This is a genomic window from Flavobacterium paronense (genome assembly GCF_030409795.1).
GTDB lineage: Bacteria > Bacteroidota > Bacteroidia > Flavobacteriales > Flavobacteriaceae > Flavobacterium > Flavobacterium paronense.
The window spans coordinates 1,047,461-1,063,118 of sequence record NZ_JAUFQN010000019.1; the positions used below are offsets into that span (position 1 = coordinate 1,047,461).

At 35.1% G+C, this 15,658-nt stretch carries 14 protein-coding genes and 1 other RNA gene; 10 read left to right on the forward strand and 5 right to left on the reverse strand.

The window, feature by feature from the left end; all coding sequences use genetic code 11:
- Positions 1-36 precede the first annotated feature (36 nt).
- Complete coding sequence (locus QWY90_RS05910; RefSeq protein WP_290284933.1) at positions 37-531, forward strand: metallophosphoesterase family protein; 495 nt, start codon at positions 37-39, stop codon at positions 529-531.
- A 59-nt stretch (positions 532-590) separates the two neighbouring features.
- Here QWY90_RS05910 and QWY90_RS05915 read toward each other — a convergent pair whose 3' ends face one another.
- The gene (locus tag QWY90_RS05915; RefSeq protein ID WP_290284934.1) at positions 591-998 is read right to left on the reverse strand and encodes a DUF4293 family protein; all 408 of its coding nucleotides are present in this window, start codon (positions 996-998) and stop codon (positions 591-593) included.
- 187 nt (positions 999-1,185) lie between these two features.
- On the opposite strand from QWY90_RS05915, the gene rho reads away from it, so the two are divergent.
- From rho to QWY90_RS05930, 3 genes are all read left to right on the forward strand, one after another.
- Positions 1,186-2,925 (forward strand): transcription termination factor Rho, encoded by a 1,740-nt coding sequence (rho, locus tag QWY90_RS05920; protein WP_290284935.1) that lies wholly within the window; start codon positions 1,186-1,188, stop codon positions 2,923-2,925.
- Positions 2,926-3,117: 192 nt separating this feature from the next.
- A complete protein-coding gene (dnaK, locus tag QWY90_RS05925; RefSeq protein WP_290284936.1) occupies positions 3,118-5,004 on the forward strand; it encodes a molecular chaperone DnaK in 1,887 nt (628 codons plus the stop codon).
- A 119-nt stretch (positions 5,005-5,123) separates the two neighbouring features.
- Entirely contained in the window at positions 5,124-5,687 is a 564-nt protein-coding gene (locus QWY90_RS05930) for a hypothetical protein (RefSeq protein ID WP_290284937.1), read from the forward strand.
- A 49-nt stretch (positions 5,688-5,736) separates the two neighbouring features.
- Here the strand turns inward: QWY90_RS05930 and QWY90_RS05935 are convergent, their stop codons facing one another.
- Positions 5,737-6,795 (reverse strand): glutaminyl-peptide cyclotransferase, encoded by a 1,059-nt coding sequence (locus tag QWY90_RS05935; protein ID WP_290284938.1) that lies wholly within the window; start codon positions 6,793-6,795, stop codon positions 5,737-5,739.
- 85 nt (positions 6,796-6,880) lie between these two features.
- Between QWY90_RS05935 and ffs the strand changes: the two genes are divergently transcribed.
- From ffs to fsa, 4 genes are all read left to right on the forward strand, one after another.
- An RNA gene (gene ffs / locus QWY90_RS05940) (signal recognition particle sRNA small type) lies at positions 6,881-6,978 on the forward strand.
- Positions 6,979-7,029: 51 nt separating this feature from the next.
- The gene (locus QWY90_RS05945; protein ID WP_290284939.1) at positions 7,030-8,028 is read left to right on the forward strand and encodes an enolase C-terminal domain-like protein; all 999 of its coding nucleotides are present in this window, start codon (positions 7,030-7,032) and stop codon (positions 8,026-8,028) included.
- 73 nt (positions 8,029-8,101) lie between these two features.
- Positions 8,102-8,905 carry an SDR family oxidoreductase gene (locus tag QWY90_RS05950; RefSeq protein WP_290284940.1) on the forward strand — a complete coding sequence of 268 codons (804 nt, stop codon included), beginning with the start codon at positions 8,102-8,104 and terminating at the stop codon, positions 8,903-8,905.
- A 46-nt stretch (positions 8,906-8,951) separates the two neighbouring features.
- Positions 8,952-9,608 carry a fructose-6-phosphate aldolase gene (fsa, locus tag QWY90_RS05955; RefSeq protein WP_290284941.1) on the forward strand — a complete coding sequence of 219 codons (657 nt, stop codon included), beginning with the start codon at positions 8,952-8,954 and terminating at the stop codon, positions 9,606-9,608.
- Positions 9,609-9,694: 86 nt separating this feature from the next.
- Here the strand turns inward: fsa and QWY90_RS05960 are convergent, their stop codons facing one another.
- A complete protein-coding gene (locus QWY90_RS05960) occupies positions 9,695-11,047 on the reverse strand; it encodes a TlpA family protein disulfide reductase (protein ID WP_290284942.1) in 1,353 nt (450 codons plus the stop codon).
- A gap of 209 nt (positions 11,048-11,256) precedes the next feature.
- Here QWY90_RS05960 and QWY90_RS05965 point away from each other — a divergent pair, with 209 nt between their 5' ends.
- Positions 11,257-12,873, forward strand: coding sequence for an ABC-F family ATP-binding cassette domain-containing protein (locus QWY90_RS05965; RefSeq protein WP_290284943.1), 1,617 nt, complete (start codon positions 11,257-11,259; stop codon positions 12,871-12,873).
- Positions 12,874-12,921: 48 nt separating this feature from the next.
- Here QWY90_RS05965 and QWY90_RS05970 read toward each other — a convergent pair whose 3' ends face one another.
- The gene (locus QWY90_RS05970) at positions 12,922-14,112 is read right to left on the reverse strand and encodes a serine hydrolase domain-containing protein (protein ID WP_290284944.1); all 1,191 of its coding nucleotides are present in this window, start codon (positions 14,110-14,112) and stop codon (positions 12,922-12,924) included.
- Positions 14,113-14,123: 11 nt separating this feature from the next.
- A complete protein-coding gene (locus QWY90_RS05975) occupies positions 14,124-14,690 on the reverse strand; it encodes a helix-turn-helix domain-containing protein (RefSeq protein WP_290284945.1) in 567 nt (188 codons plus the stop codon).
- A gap of 271 nt (positions 14,691-14,961) precedes the next feature.
- Between QWY90_RS05975 and QWY90_RS05980 the strand changes: the two genes are divergently transcribed.
- Entirely contained in the window at positions 14,962-15,555 is a 594-nt protein-coding gene (locus tag QWY90_RS05980) for a 2OG-Fe(II) oxygenase (RefSeq protein WP_290284946.1), read from the forward strand.
- The last annotated feature ends 103 nt before the right edge of the window (positions 15,556-15,658 follow it).

Genomic DNA, 15,658 nt, shown 5'->3' on the forward strand with positions numbered 1-15,658 from the left:
GTTTTTAATATAAATTTGCATTCACAATTCTATTCCATGAAAAAAATCCTTCTTCTTTCCGACACGCACAGTCATATTGATGATACTATTTTAAAGTATGTTCATCAAGCTGACGAAGTTTGGCATGCCGGTGATGTTGGAGATTTGAAAGTAACAGATACTATAAAATCATTGAAACCATTGAGAGCAGTTTATGGCAATATTGATGATGACAAAGCCAGGATGGAGTTTCCACTAAACAATCGGTTTCTTTGTGAAGATGTCGATGTTTGGATTACGCACATTGGTGGTTATCCCGGAAAATACAATCAAAATATTCGAACTGAAATTCAAAGCAATCCGCCTAAGCTTTTTATTTGTGGACATTCGCACATATTAAAAGTGCAATTTGATAAGAATTTAAATCTTTTGCACATGAATCCTGGAGCTTGCGGACTTTATGGTTTTCATCAAGTGAGAACGATGTTGCGTTTTGAAATAGATGGCGGTAAAATCCAGAATCTGGAAATTATAGAAATAGGGAAGAAATAAAAAACCCGTCTTTTTAACGAGACGGGCTTTTCGCAGCACTAAAAACTAAGTTTATAGGTTTATCGCAATCGATCCACAGATTTTACGAGATCTTCGTCCTTTTTTATGGCTTTGTTGGCCAAAACCAAAATTACGATAGAAAAAATAGGTAAGAACATCCCAACACCCTTCTCAGAAATAGCTGTTTCTCCAGATGCAGTTAGTGTTCGATACACAAATAATCCTAATAAAATTAAATTCAATATCATATTCAATCTGCCCATGACAAATTGTTGTTGTCTTTTTTTGTGTGATAAAATGCTTAATAACGATAGTGTTGTACTTAATCCAAACAGTGAAACATAAACCATATCTATCATGAAATAAAAAGGTTTTCCAGCTGCATCTTTCCATAACGGAAACACAAATGGTAAAACGCCGGTTATGATAAGGCAAGCAATCAAATAATAAGTTTGAACTCTAAACATCTCTTTTTTGAATAATCTGATGCAAAAATAAAGTTTCTTTTTAAAAAAATACTATTGCATGATAAAATATTATTTGTATTATTGCATAACAAATCCGTAAGAACTTCATCAATCGGATTATTCTAAGCATTAAAATCTACCTTCATTTTTACATTCCATCATAACGATTACGATATAAATACTATTTATGTTTAACATTTCAGCCCTCAAAGAAATGAAGCTTGCTGAGCTTCAAGAAATTGCCAAATTAGCCAAAACAATTAAAGTCGCTGGTGCCAAAAAAGATACGCTTATTGCCCAAATTTTAGAACATCAGGATAAAAATGCTGAAGCTACTAAACCAGCGGTTACTAAAGAAAAACCAGTAGATACTAAAGCTAAGCGAGTTCGTATTGCACCCGAAACAAATAAGTCTGCTGAACCAATTCAGAACGATTTATTTGCTGAAGACTCGAGCCTTAGCCAACAGCCAGAGCAAACAATAGCTGAAAAAATCGAAGACAAACCAGCTTTTCAAAGTAAGAACCCAAAATTCAAGAAACCAGTCTTTGAAAAAAAGAATAATAATGCTACACAAATAACTTCAGAAGAACAACCAACCGAAAGCGGTTTAGAAGTTATAGAAAAACCAGCGGTAGACCAGTCAGAAACCAATCCTAATCAAAATAATGATGGCAATCAGGCTCAAAAACCAAAGCATCATAACCCGAATCAAAATGGGAACAATGGAAATGGGAACGCCAATGCAAATAACAACAATCCAAATTTTAAAGGTAAAAAACAAAATAATTTCAGGGATTCAGATTTTGAATTTGATGGAATAATTGAAAGTGAAGGCGTTCTCGAAATGATGCCTGATGGCTATGGTTTCCTTCGTTCTTCCGATTACAATTATTTGGCTTCACCAGATGATATTTATCTTTCAACATCACAAATCAGATTGTTTGGATTAAAAACAGGAGATACCGTAAAAGGTGTAGTTCGACCTCCAAAAGAAGGCGAGAAGTTCTTCCCTTTAGTAAAGGTTTTAAAAATTAACGGACATGATCCGCAAGTGGTTCGAGATAGAGTCTCATTCGAACATTTAACCCCAATATTTCCGCAGGAAAAATTTAATATAGCCGAAAAACAAGCAAGTGTTTCTACCCGTATTATAGATTTATTTTCTCCAATAGGAAAAGGACAACGTGGAATGATAGTAGCACAACCAAAAACGGGTAAAACAATGTTGTTGAAAGACATTGCCAACGCCATTGCTGCCAATCATCCTGAAGTTTATTTAATCGTTTTACTGATTGATGAACGTCCTGAAGAAGTTACCGATATGCAACGTAGCGTACGTGGCGAAGTTATTGCTTCCACTTTTGACCGTGAACCACAAGAACACGTAAAAATTGCAAATATCGTTCTCGAGAAATCAAAACGTTTGGTAGAATGCGGTCATGATGTTGTGATTTTATTAGATTCTATTACACGTTTAGCCAGAGCATATAATACAGTGCAACCGGCATCCGGAAAAGTACTTTCGGGTGGAGTTGATGCCAATGCGTTGCAGAAACCAAAACGTTTCTTTGGAGCGGCACGTAATGTAGAAAATGGTGGTTCATTAAGTATCATCGCCACGGCATTAACCGAAACAGGTTCTAAAATGGACGAAGTTATCTTTGAAGAATTTAAAGGAACCGGTAACATGGAATTACAATTGGATAGAAAAATCGCCAACCGCAGAATTTTCCCTGCTATCGATTTGACCTCTTCAAGTACACGACGAGATGATTTATTATTAGATCCAAATACACTTAAACGCATGTGGATACTGCGTAAATTCCTTGCCGATATGAATCCAGTGGAAGCAATGGACACTATTAATGATAAGATTAAGAAAACCCGAAACAACGAGGAATTCCTCATCTCGATGAATGACTAATATAAAATCCCAGCTTAACGGTTGGGATTTTTTTTGTAAAAAAATGTCATCTTGTCATGCAATTTTCCCAATAAACATTCAAAAACTGACAATTTATTTTCATATGCTGCTTGGCATAGTAGTTGACTTTGGAGAAAGCAAGTTTAAAAAAACAAACTAAACACAGACTAAAAAATATAAAAATTAAAAAAAATGGGAAAAATAATTGGAATTGATTTGGGTACAACCAACTCGTGCGTTTCAGTAATGGAAGGACAAGAAGCTGTAGTTATACCAAATTCAGAAGGAAAAAGAACAACACCATCTATCATCGCTTTTGTAGAAGGTGGAGAAATTAAAGTTGGTGATCCTGCAAAAAGACAAGCAGTAACTAATCCAACAAAAACAGTTGGTTCTATCAAACGTTTTATGGGGCACACTTTTGCTGAAACTATTGACGAAGCTAAAAAAGTGCCTTACAGCGTTGTAAAAGGAGACAACAATACACCACGTGTGGATATTGATGGTCGTTTATACACACCACAAGAATTGTCAGCTATGACACTTCAAAAAATGAAAAAAACAGCAGAAGATTATTTAGGTCAAACTGTAACAGAGGCTGTTATTACGGTTCCAGCTTACTTTAATGATGCGCAACGTCAGGCTACAAAAGAAGCTGGTGAAATTGCAGGTCTTAAAGTAATGAGAATTATTAATGAGCCAACTGCTGCGGCATTAGCTTACGGATTAGACAAAAAAGGAAAAGACCAAAAAATTGCAGTTTACGATTTAGGTGGTGGTACTTTTGATATTTCTATCCTTGAATTAGGTGATGGAGTTTTCGAAGTATTATCTACAAATGGTGATACACACTTAGGTGGAGATGACTTTGACCAAACCATCATTGATTGGTTGGCAGACGAATTCAAATCGGAAGAAGGAATTGATTTGCGTTTAGATCCAATGTCATTACAAAGAATTAAAGAAGCTGCTGAAAAAGCGAAAATCGAATTGTCATCTTCTGCTGAAACAGAAATCAATTTGCCTTACGTTACAGCTACGGCTTCTGGACCAAAACACTTAGTGAAAAAATTGACAAGAGCTAAATTTGAGCAATTATCAGATTCTTTAGTAAAACGTTCAATGGAACCGGTTGCTAAAGCATTAAAAGATGCAGGATTATCTACTTCAGATATTGACGAAGTTATCTTAGTTGGAGGTTCTACAAGAATGCCAAGAATTGCTGACGAAGTTGAAAAATTCTTTGGTAAAAAAGCATCAAAAGGAGTAAACCCTGATGAAGTTGTAGCCATTGGAGCTGCGATTCAAGGTGGTGTTTTATCTGGAGATGTTAAAGATGTATTGTTATTAGACGTTACACCTTTATCTCTAGGTATCGAAACTATGGGTAATGTGATGACTAAATTAATCGAGTCAAACACAACGATCCCAACTAAAAAATCGCAAGTATTCTCTACTGCTGCCGATAATCAACCAAGTGTTGAAATCCATGTATTGCAAGGAGAAAGAACGATGGCTGCAGATAACAAAACAATTGGTCGTTTCCACTTAGATGGAATTCCACCAGCACCAAGAGGTGTTCCTCAAATCGAAGTTACTTTTGATATTGATGCTAATGGTATCATCAAAGTTTCGGCTACTGATAAAGGAACAGGAAAATCACATGACATCCGTATCGAAGCTTCATCTGGCTTGACCGCTGAAGAAATCGAAAGAATGAAAAAAGATGCTGAAATGAATGCTGATGCAGACAGAATTGCAAAAGAAAGAGCAGAGAAATTGAACGAAGCTGACAGTATGATTTTCCAAACAGAAAGTCAATTGAAAGAGTTGGCAGATAAAATTTCTGACGACCATAAAGTAGCAATTGAATTAGCTTTAACAGAATTGAGAATGGCACATCAAAACCAAGATTTGGAAGCTATTCAAAAAGGTCTTGACAATGTAAATGCCGCGTGGAAAACAGCTACCGAAGCAATGTATGCTCAAGGCGAAGCAGGTCAGGCTCAAGAAGCACAACCACAAGCAGATACTTCAGGAGATAATACACAAGATGTAGAATTCGAAGAAGTGAAGTAATTTAATCAGGTATTAAGTTCAGAAGAAACCGAGTAAGCAATTACTCGGTTTTTTTTTAACATATATCAAATAAATTATTTTGTACATTGGCTATCTATTTTTAACCTATTATTTTTGCTATGAAAAAAATCATTTTGTTTGTTTGTTTTGCTTTGTTGAGTTTTAACGGTTTTAGCCAAAAAAAGAAAACAACAACAACTTCAGCCTTACCCAAAATTGATAACTTGCAAGTTGAAATTAAAAACGAAAATTTTCAGGTTACGATTAGTGAAAAAGGGAAAACCAATGATGCCATGATTGTAAAAGCAGTTGATGCTGCATTTGCCCCTAAAGATTGTAAATTGAGTTCCTTTACGGCAAGTGGAGTTAAATTGTATTTACTTACATGGACAGAACTTAGCACTATTAAATCACCAAAAAAAACTGAAGATAAAACCACAATCTATTCTGTAATCTATGAAATTACATCCAAGAAACAAGTCTATTCCAATTATCAATTAACGAATCATATTACTGAGATAGTATCTTTGGGCGGCACAGGCGCTTCCGAAACACAGGAAAAAATGAGAAGAGAAGGTTTTGAGTTTGTATTAAATCCAGACGGCTCAATAACCCAGAAGAATAAAACCCAACAAACCACCTATGTTTACGACAAAGACAAAATGGAGTTTAAGAAGAAATAAAAAAATCCTCTCATTTTTGAGAGGATTTTTTGTTAAATCTGTTTACTCTTTACTCTGAAACTTTTATCTCAAATGTTTTATCCCAGTTTTTACCAGTAACGAAGATGGTTTTTGTCTTTTTGTTGTAGGCTATTCCGTTTAAAACATCAGCTTTCGGATTCTTTATTTGAGCTTTTAAAGCGGTTAAATCCAATACACCTTCAACAGCACCTGTTTGTGGATTTATTACAGCAATTGCATCTTTTGTCCAGATGTTACCATAGATTTTTCCGTTAATCCATTCCAATTCATTGACCGCTTTAATTTTACTGTCGTTAGTATATACGTTGATAAAATCAATCATTTTTTGTGTTTCCGGATTCATGGTCCAAATCTTTTCTGTACCGTCTGATTGATAAATGTTCTTTCCGTCATTCGTCATTCCCCAACCTTCAATATTCTTATCGAAATTAAATTCTTTAAGTTTCTTCATTGTTGAAGCATCATAAATAAATCCGACCTTACTTTGCCAAGTCAATTCATAAAGTTTATTATTCAAAACCGTAATCCCTTCACCAAAATGTTTTTGATCTATTACCACTTTTTTATAGGTCTTTCCCGTTTTATAGTTAATCTTAGCAACATACGAAATATTACCGCCTGAACCTGAACCGGTACTTTCCATTAAAGTATCGTTGTAAAATTCAAATCCTTCTGTAAAAGCATTGATATCGTGTGGATATGTATTGACAATGGTATATTTCAATAATTTTGGTACAACTCCCGAAGCTACTTCAACTCTGGTTTTAGTCGAAACTGTATCGCCTTCATAATAAACTAAAGCTTTCACATTTTGATACCCTAACTTTTTACCGCTCAAGTCCAAGGTAAATTTACCATTGCCTTTCACAGATGAAATTCTTTTGTCATTTACAAAGTAGGCAACACTATCAATGGTTTTGTTTTTGGTATTCAATAAGGTTAAATCAACTTTATCGGTTGCTTGATACATTGGTTTTAAGGCAGTATCATCAAAGCTAAAATAGTTTTCTTTATCGTGTTGACTATCGCCGCAACTAGCAATGTTTATAGCTAATAAAATGGTAATTAATGGATTATAAAGTTTCATTTTGTATTATTAATTTTTCACTCACAAATATATTTATATTGCTCTTAAATTCTTGCAAAAAAATAAAAAGATTGTATATTTGCAACGGCAAGTCCTACACGACCAGCTCCTGCAAAATCCTCCAGGATGGGAACATAGCAAAGGTATGTGGTTGAGCGGTGCGATGTAGGTCGCTTGCCATTTTTTTCAAAAATGTATCCCGAAAGTTATCGGGATTTTTTATTTTTACATCATATGGTTTTATCATGGCAAATAGTACGATTTCAACTCAAGGAAACCTTTGCCATTGCCTATGGAAAGTACACACACAGAGAAGCTTTAATCGTATCACTTGGAAAAGCTGGAAGTAAAGGTTATGGCGAATGCACTTCCATCGATTATTATCATATTAGTCTTGCGGATTTCGAAGTTATTTTATCCAAAATTAAATCTCAAGTTGAAAGCCAACACATATTTCATCCAGCCGATTTTTATGCTTTCCTTTTACAATTAAATCTACCAAGCTTTCTCCGATCTGCTTTAGATTGCGCTTATTGGGATTTGTTTGGAAAACTCGAAAAGAAAAGCTTTGTAGAGTTAAACAGTTTAAATTGTGAAAACCTTCCGGATTCTTCGATTACTATAAGTATTGATACCGTAGAAAATCAAATCAAAAAAATAACGCAATCAACTTGGTCAACATTCAAAGTGAAATGCAATCATTTTAATGAAAAAGATATTAACAAATTAGTGCAATTAGATAAAAGTATTGCTCTTGATTCAAACGGAAGTTTTACAAAGGAAAATTGTCATTGGTTAGAAAATTACGAAGCCGTTTCAAAGTTTACTTATTTAGAACAACCAATGAAACCGGATTCAGAGAATTATAACGTTTTGCACATCAATAAATTTGCTAATTGGATGGCTGATGAAGATTGTCAGGATAGTTCAGTTTTAAAAGATTTACAACAACATTATAGAAGTGTCAATATCAAATTGGTAAAATGTGGTGGATTAACGCCAGCTCTTGAAATGATAGCTGTTGCCAAAGAATTAAATTACAAAATCATGATTGGCTGCATGACCGAATCAACCATCGGAATTTCCGCAGGAGCAGTTTTAGCTCCGTTTTGTAATTATGCCGATTTAGATGGTGCGAATTTAATTGCCAATGATATCGCTAATGGTAGTGAAATTATAAATGGTAAAATTCATTTAAGCCAAAATCATGGTTTGGGAATCAAATTAATCTAGAAGAATTGGTTTAGTTTTTTACCTTTATAGAAAGTATAAAATTTAATATCTAATATTTGAAATCTAATATTAAATGAGCAAAGTAGTATTAATAACAGGCGGTTCCTCAGGAATTGGAAAAGCCATTGGCGAGTTTTTATTTCACAAAGGTTTTACTGTTTACGGCACCAGTCGCAATCCGGAGAAGATTGTTAATTCTGTGTTTCCTTTGATTACTTTAGATGTTCGAAGCGTAGAAAGTATTCAACAAGCGGTTGCCAAAATAATTTCACTTTCCGGAAGAATTGATGTGGTTATCAATAACGCCGGAGTTGGAATTACCGGACCAATAGAAGAAACGCCAACCAATGAAATGCGGAATAATTTTGAAACCAATTTCTTTGGTCCAATTGAAGTTATTAAAGCGGTTTTACCACAAATGCGTGAACAAAATTTGGGTTTAATTATCAATATTACTTCTATTGCTGGTTATATGGGTTTACCGTATCGGGGCATTTATTCGGCTTCAAAAGGAGCACTCGAATTGGTTTCGGAAGCGATAAGCATTGAAGTAAAACCTTTCGGGATAAACATTGTCAACATCGCTCCAGGAGAATTTGCTACCGATATTGCTTCTCATCGTTATCACGCACCAATCATTGAAGGTTCGGTTTATAAAACGCCTTATGAAAATACTCTTGGGATGATGAATTCACACATGCATAGCGGCGAAGATCCGAATGATTTTGCTAAAGAAGTGTATTACATCATTGAAGATAAAAACCCAAAGTTGCATTATAAAATTGGTGCCTTTATGCAAAAGTTCTCTATCGTTTTAAAGCGGATTTTACCCGACAGAATCTATGAAAGTATGTTGATGAATCATTATAAATTGTAACTTTGCTCATTAAATTTTTGAAACACAACAATTATACATACAAACTATGAAATTTTTTATTGACACAGCCAATTTAAAAGACATCAGAGAAGCACAAGCACTTGGCGTTCTTGATGGCGTTACAACCAATCCTTCGTTGATGGCAAAAGAAGGTATCACAGGAAAAAACAACATCCTAAAACACTACGTTGACATTTGCAATATTGTGGATGGCGATGTAAGTGCTGAAGTTAATGCAGTTGACTATGAAGGAATGATTAAAGAAGGTGAAGAGTTGGCTGATTTACATGAACAAATTGTGGTTAAATTACCAATGACTAAGGAAGGCGTGAAAGCTTGTAAATATTTCTCAGACAAAGGAATCAAAACCAATGTTACATTAGTTTTCTCGGCAGGTCAGGCATTATTGGCTGCTAAAGCAGGAGCAACCTACGTATCTCCGTTCTTAGGAAGACTTGATGATTGTTCTACTGATGGTTTGGCTTTGATACAGGAAATCAGAGATATCTATGACAACTACGCTTTTGAAACTCAAATTTTGGCAGCTTCTATTCGTCACACGATGCACGTTGTAAACTGTGCCAAAATTGGTGCTGATGTTATGACCGGACCATTATCATCTATTCTGGGCTTATTAAAACATCCTTTGACAGATATTGGTTTAGCACAGTTCTTAGCAGATTATGCTAAAGGAAATCAATAGTAAAGCATTTCTAAAATAAAAAAGGTTCCGAAAAAATCGGAACCTTTTATATTTCTAACAATCTAATAATCTAATAATCTAACAATCTATTTCAAGTTCTCCTCAAACTGCGAATCAAATATATTAGCAAAGGCATTTTTGATTAATCCCTTGTTGTCAAGAATTATGGTGCGGTGTATTTTGTTGATGGCCCATTTGTTTTTTATTGTTTCAAAATCGGAGCAATGCAATTCTGTAACACCTTTGAATTTATATTTATCTAAAGTTTTTTTCCAATCTTCTTCGCTGTCATTAATATTTACTGCCACAAAATTATATTGCGGAAATTTAGATTTAAGCGCAATTACTTTTAAATGAACAGCTTCTAAATGCGACTTGGCTTTTTCTGTCCAAAAGAAAAATACGGTATTTGGTTTAGTCAAATTTGCTAAGGAAACGCTATATCCATTAGTATCTATTAGCGGAACTTCAGGTAAAGTACTACCAACTTTAAGCATCTGAATAGCGTTGCAAAGCGTTGTTATTTCATTTTTTTTACTCTTGTCGGTAGAAAACTTTTTATACGTATTCAAAAACGTATTGTTATTAGTCATGTTCTGATCTTCGAGTAGATAAGTAAAAGCAATATTGTTTAGAATGTTATCTTTTACCATTTTATTTTTAATCAAAGTATCAGCGATGGTCATTTTATTAATATTGGTTTTTAACGCCAAATCCTTTTCGCTAAAGTGGTTGTGGTAATTTATGGTGCCCATATTATTCAACATATGGGATAAATACATTACATAAGGAGCATAATTTGAAAGCGCCACATTATTGAAATCGATAGTCTTTCTGTAATCATAATAATTTGCCGGCAGTTTTTCAATCAGATCTTCACCAGTTCTTATTTTATGAACCAAAGGATATAATTCCTTTTTAGAATAATAATCAAAATCCAATGAAGCTTTGGCAAAAAGATCAAAGTCATCACTCCATTTAATCTCTGCTTTTTTGGTCGTATAAAAGAGGGTTTCTTTTGCAAATGTAGCATCAATTTGTTTAGAGAAATCTTCAAAACTGTCATCAAAATACTCAAACATTTTGGACTTGTCTTTTTCGTTTTTCAAAAATAGTTCCATTAGGAAATTATTTTTCTCTTCGCCACGTCCACAAAAAACAATTGATTCGTCAAAGTCTTTCGAATTCACACGAACCATGATGCTATCATTCTTATCAAAATAAACATATTGATATTCGGGTTCGTGTTTAAAAGTATAAAGTCCGGGAGCTAATGAGTCGAATTGTGTAAAAAAGCGATTATTTTCATCAAGTTTCAAAGTGTCAATGACTTCATTGTCTTTGCAGAAAAGCACATAAGGATTATTTGGATTCACCACTTCGCCACCAAAATAAGCTACGTATTCACACCCTTTAAACTCGCTTTTACACGAACTCATTAGAGTAATTAAAGGGAATAGGAAACTTAAAATTTTTATGTGACTAAACTTGTGCATTCATTTGAGACTAGTAAACAAAAATATTTCTATATAATGGATTAAACTGTTAATCATTAGTTAAATAAAGTAATGCAAAAAAGGGAACCCGATGCACTGAACACTGAACACTTTTAACTACTTTTGCACCAAATTTAATAAAAGTACAATACATGTTAACTGTAAATAATTTATCAGTCCAGTTTGGTAAACGAATATTATTTGACGAAGTAAACACTACGTTCACACAAGGAAATTGCTATGGCGTTATTGGTGCTAATGGTGCCGGAAAGTCTACTTTTCTTAAGATTCTTGCTGGCGATATTGATCCAACATCGGGAAGGGTTTTCTTAGAACCTGGGAAACGTATGTCGGTCTTGAACCAAAATCACAATATGTTTGATGAACATACGGTTTTAGAAACGGTGATGATGGGAAACAAAGTACTATTTGCTATAAAATCAGAAATGGATGCTTTATACGCTGATTATGATGATTCAAATGCGGATAGAATAGGCGAGTTGCAAGTGCAGTTTGAAGAAATGAACGGTTGGAATGCAGAGTCTGATGCGGGTGCGATGTTATCTAACCTGGGTATTCCTGCTGACATGCATTATACCTTGATGGGCGAAGTAGAAGGAAAACTTAAAGTACGTGTGCTTTTGGCGCAAGCTCTCTTCGGTAATCCAGATGTGTTGGTAATGGATGAGCCTACGAATGACCTGGATTTTGAAACCATCTCGTGGTTAGAAAACTTCCTGGCGAATTATGAAAATACGGTTATTGTGGTTTCTCACGACCGTCACTTTTTGGATGCGGTTTGTACGCATATCTCGGATATTGACTTCTCAAAGATTAATCATTACTCAGGGAATTATACGTTTTGGTACGAATCAAGTCAGTTAGCGGCTCGTCAAAAAGCGCAACAGAACAAGAAAGCAGAAGAGAAGAAAGCCGAGCTGGAAGAATTCATCCGTCGTTTTAGTGCCAACGTAGCCAAATCAAAACAAGCTACTTCGCGTAAGAAGATGATTGAGAAATTGAACTTAGATGAAATCAGACCATCAAGCCGAAGATATCCTGCCATTATATTTGATGTGGAAAGAGAAGCGGGTGACCAGATACTTCATGTGCAAGGCTTAGCGGCTTCTGCTGATGGTGAAGTATTGTTTAAGAATGTCGATTTGAATATGGCGAAAGGCGATAAGGTTGTTATTTTCTCAAAAGACTCTCGTGCTACAACCGCTTTCTATGAAATCCTTAACGGAAATTTAAAAGCAGATGCGGGAACTTTTGACTGGGGAATTACCACCAATCAATCCTATTTGCCCAATGATAATAGCCAGTTCTTTACTGACGGAAACTTAAATCTGGTAGATTGGTTACGCCAGTTTGTGAAAACAGAAGAAGAACGCGATGAGGTTTATGTTCGTGGTTTCTTAGGTAAAATGATTTTCTCAGGAGAAGAAGCACTAAAAAAATGTACGGTTTTATCAGGAGGAGAAAAAGTGCGTTGTATGTTATCCAGAATGATGATGATACGTGCCAATGTACTAATGTTAGACGAACCAACAAACCACTTAGATTTGGAATCTATTACAGCATTCAATAATTCACTTAAAAACTTCAAAGGTTCGGTCTTGTTTACTACGCATGACCACGAGTTTGCACAAACCGTAGCCAACAGAGTCTTAGAAATTACTCCGAATGGTGTTATAGATAGATACATGACTTTTGATGAATATCTTGATGATGAGAAGATTCAGGAAATGAGAAAGAAAATGTATTAATAAAAAACTCCCAAGTGAAAACTTGGGAGTTTTTTTATTCAATTGCATTTATTTTTTGTAATCATACGGATAATACGTTTGCCATTTCCATGGTGTAAAAGTATCGGCAATAAGCGTTGCTAATAATTCTTTAAAAATCTTTTCACCATTAGCACTGTTGGTCATTATGATTATCGAAATGCCTTTGTCAATAAAGTTGATGTTGTAATTGCGCCAGGCATCATCATGTCCTTCTTTAAAGACGGCTCTACCATATTTGCATTTTAAATAACCCCAACCCAAACCGTACGATAAATGAATATTTTCGTTTTCATTTGTGGTTTCTAGTGTTAAAGGCGGAAACTGGTATTTGGAATGGATTTCAATTTGTGGTGACCACATTTCTTTATACAATTCTTTGCTCAATCCTTTTTGCTCCATTACATAGGAAATGAACTTACTATAATCGGTAATTGTGGTCATTAAGGATGCCGGTGCAACGGGAACGGTTCTTTTTTTTCTTGGGTTTAGTTCATCATTTTCTAAATGTCCGATAGCAAAATTAGCATCAAAGCTTGACTGCCAAATATAACTGGAGCGATTCATGCCTATAGGTTTAAATACTCTTTCGACAGCTAATTCTTCAATAGTCTTACCTGTAATTTCCTCTATTGTTAATTGTAATAGTTTCATTCCCTCACCAGAGTAAGCATATCTTTCACCTGGATTAAAATACATTTTCATAGTCCCGGTAGTATCTATCACGCCGGTTGTTGGGTGAAACCATCTCACATTCGGGAGTCCGGTAGTATGGCTTAAACACATACGTGCTGTTATCTTTTTCCATCTTTCTTCAGTAGCTAAATCTTTGAAATAATCATAATTGCGAATAGGTTTAGACAAATACTCAGACAGAGGCTTATCTAACTCAATAACTTTTTCTTCTACTAATTTTAATGTTAAAAAGGCAAAAACAGCTTTGCTAAATGAAGCACCATAAATTACAGTTTCGGTATCTAAATATTCTTTTTGTGGTTTGTTTTTAAAGCCATACGCTCTGGTATAAATGGGTTTGTTGTTATTCAGTATAGACAAACACAATCCTTGAACATTAGCAGTATCCATGAGTCGTTTAACAGTTTTGTCAATTTCGATGATACTCATTTTACTACCATCGAGTTTTGTTATTTGTTGGCTTTGCCCCAATAAAGTATTCATCGAAAGCAGTAAGCCAAAAAGTAATGTTCGTAATGATTTCATGATACTCGTTTTTAGATTATTTTCAGCGAAAGCGGATAAAAGGATTGCTTTCCTTTCATCACATTAATTCCAGATACTATTGGGCAAAAGAGCAAGCTTATGAAAACTATTATTGGAACTATGAAAATGACAAAAGCCATAGATTCGATAGTGAAAAATACAATTAGGATAACAAATAGATAGAGCAACCAACTCAACTGGAAATTTAAAATGGATTTGAGGTGTACATTCCATGCCGTGTTTTTATCTTTTTTATAAAAAGACACTACACAGGGAACAATTATATTTCCGAGAGGCAAAATGCAACCTGCTACAGCTGAAAAATGTAAAAAACTCAATTGCTTGTTTACTTCTTCTACATTCTCTGTTTTGACATCTAAAACACAAAGTTCTTCAATAGTGATTTGTAAAGCATTGGCCAGACAACTCATGGTGTGAGGTTGTGGAGAAACTTCATTTTTTTCTAACCTTTGAATGGTACGAATAGTTAATCCCGCTTCTTCAGCTAGCTTTTCTTGGCTATATCCTTTAAGCTTCCGTAAGGCAATTAGTTTTTCGGCTGAGAAGTTATGTTCCATCGTTTTTTTTTTACAAATCTACTACGACATTTGATTTCTTGGTCAGATTTTTTTACGACATATTTACGACATTGCAGGAATATCGGTTACTATAAGGGTATAATTAATTAAAAATTGTCCAAGTGAACCCATGGGAGTTTTCTTCTTTCATATCAACCCACAACCCAACAACTCATAACTGATAACTGATAACTGATAACTGATAACTGATAACTGATAACTCCTTTAATTCCCCTACCTTGCCACAACTTGTCAATTCAGGTGTGGAAGTATGGAAGCAGATTTTGAAGACTTGATTGCAGGATTTTTGGCTAATGCCATTGGCATCTCTGAACACTTTTTAAGTGATGGTTTGTGTGAACACCTAGCGTCTAATTTATTGTTGCTGCATGAGGATGATGAACTTAAGCCAGCAGGTATTGGCAACGACAGTTTATTGCAGCATAGTCAGTTGATACGCAAAGACAAAATCTACTGGCTCGACAAAGACCACAACGACCCTTATGAAAACCAGTTCTTCGAAAAGATGGATGCTTTTGTGGCCTACTTAAATGCCACTTGCTACGCCAACATACAGAGTTATGAATTCCATTATTCGCTTTATGAGGCGGGCGACTTTTATGTAAAGCACCTCGACCAGTTTAAAGACAACGCCAGCCGTCAATACTCGATGATTAGTTATTTAAACCCCGATTGGGTTATAAAGGATGGGGGAGAACTACTGGTTTATCAAACCGATGCCAACCAAATGATAACACCAACCCAAGGCAAAACCGTTTTCTTTAAAAGCAGTGCGCTAGAGCATGAGGTTTTGGTCACGCAGGGGCGGCGAATGAGTATAGCGGGGTGGCTTAAGAAAGGATAAAATTCCCCTCCTTCGGAGGGGTGCCCGTAAGGCGGGGTGGTCTTTGAATTTATCTACTTGCCTTGTAGTTAACCCTTGTGCAATTGTAGTTAAGCCTTATGTT

Bases quoted from the DNA above. Each gene is read 5' to 3' on its own strand.
- QWY90_RS05975 (WP_290284945.1), bottom strand. From the start codon at position 14,690: ATGGAACATAACTTCTCAGCCGAAAAACTAATTGCCTTACGGAAGCTT.
- dnaK (WP_290284936.1), top strand. From the start codon at position 3,118: ATGGGAAAAATAATTGGAATTGATTTGGGTACAACCAACTCGTGCGTT.
- QWY90_RS05965 (WP_290284943.1), top strand. From the start codon at position 11,257: ATGTTAACTGTAAATAATTTATCAGTCCAGTTTGGTAAACGAATATTA.
- QWY90_RS05930 (WP_290284937.1), top strand. From the start codon at position 5,124: ATGAAAAAAATCATTTTGTTTGTTTGTTTTGCTTTGTTGAGTTTTAAC.
- QWY90_RS05970 (WP_290284944.1), bottom strand. From the start codon at position 14,112: ATGAAATCATTACGAACATTACTTTTTGGCTTACTGCTTTCGATGAAT.
- QWY90_RS05910 (WP_290284933.1), top strand. From the start codon at position 37: ATGAAAAAAATCCTTCTTCTTTCCGACACGCACAGTCATATTGATGAT.
- fsa (WP_290284941.1), top strand. From the start codon at position 8,952: ATGAAATTTTTTATTGACACAGCCAATTTAAAAGACATCAGAGAAGCA.
- QWY90_RS05915 (WP_290284934.1), bottom strand. From the start codon at position 998: ATGTTTAGAGTTCAAACTTATTATTTGATTGCTTGCCTTATCATAACC.
- QWY90_RS05960 (WP_290284942.1), bottom strand. From the start codon at position 11,047: ATGAGTTCGTGTAAAAGCGAGTTTAAAGGGTGTGAATACGTAGCTTAT.
- QWY90_RS05935 (WP_290284938.1), bottom strand. From the start codon at position 6,795: ATGAAACTTTATAATCCATTAATTACCATTTTATTAGCTATAAACATT.
- rho (WP_290284935.1), top strand. From the start codon at position 1,186: ATGTTTAACATTTCAGCCCTCAAAGAAATGAAGCTTGCTGAGCTTCAA.
- QWY90_RS05980 (WP_290284946.1), top strand. From the start codon at position 14,962: ATGGAAGCAGATTTTGAAGACTTGATTGCAGGATTTTTGGCTAATGCC.
- QWY90_RS05945 (WP_290284939.1), top strand. From the start codon at position 7,030: ATGGTTTTATCATGGCAAATAGTACGATTTCAACTCAAGGAAACCTTT.
- QWY90_RS05950 (WP_290284940.1), top strand. From the start codon at position 8,102: ATGAGCAAAGTAGTATTAATAACAGGCGGTTCCTCAGGAATTGGAAAA.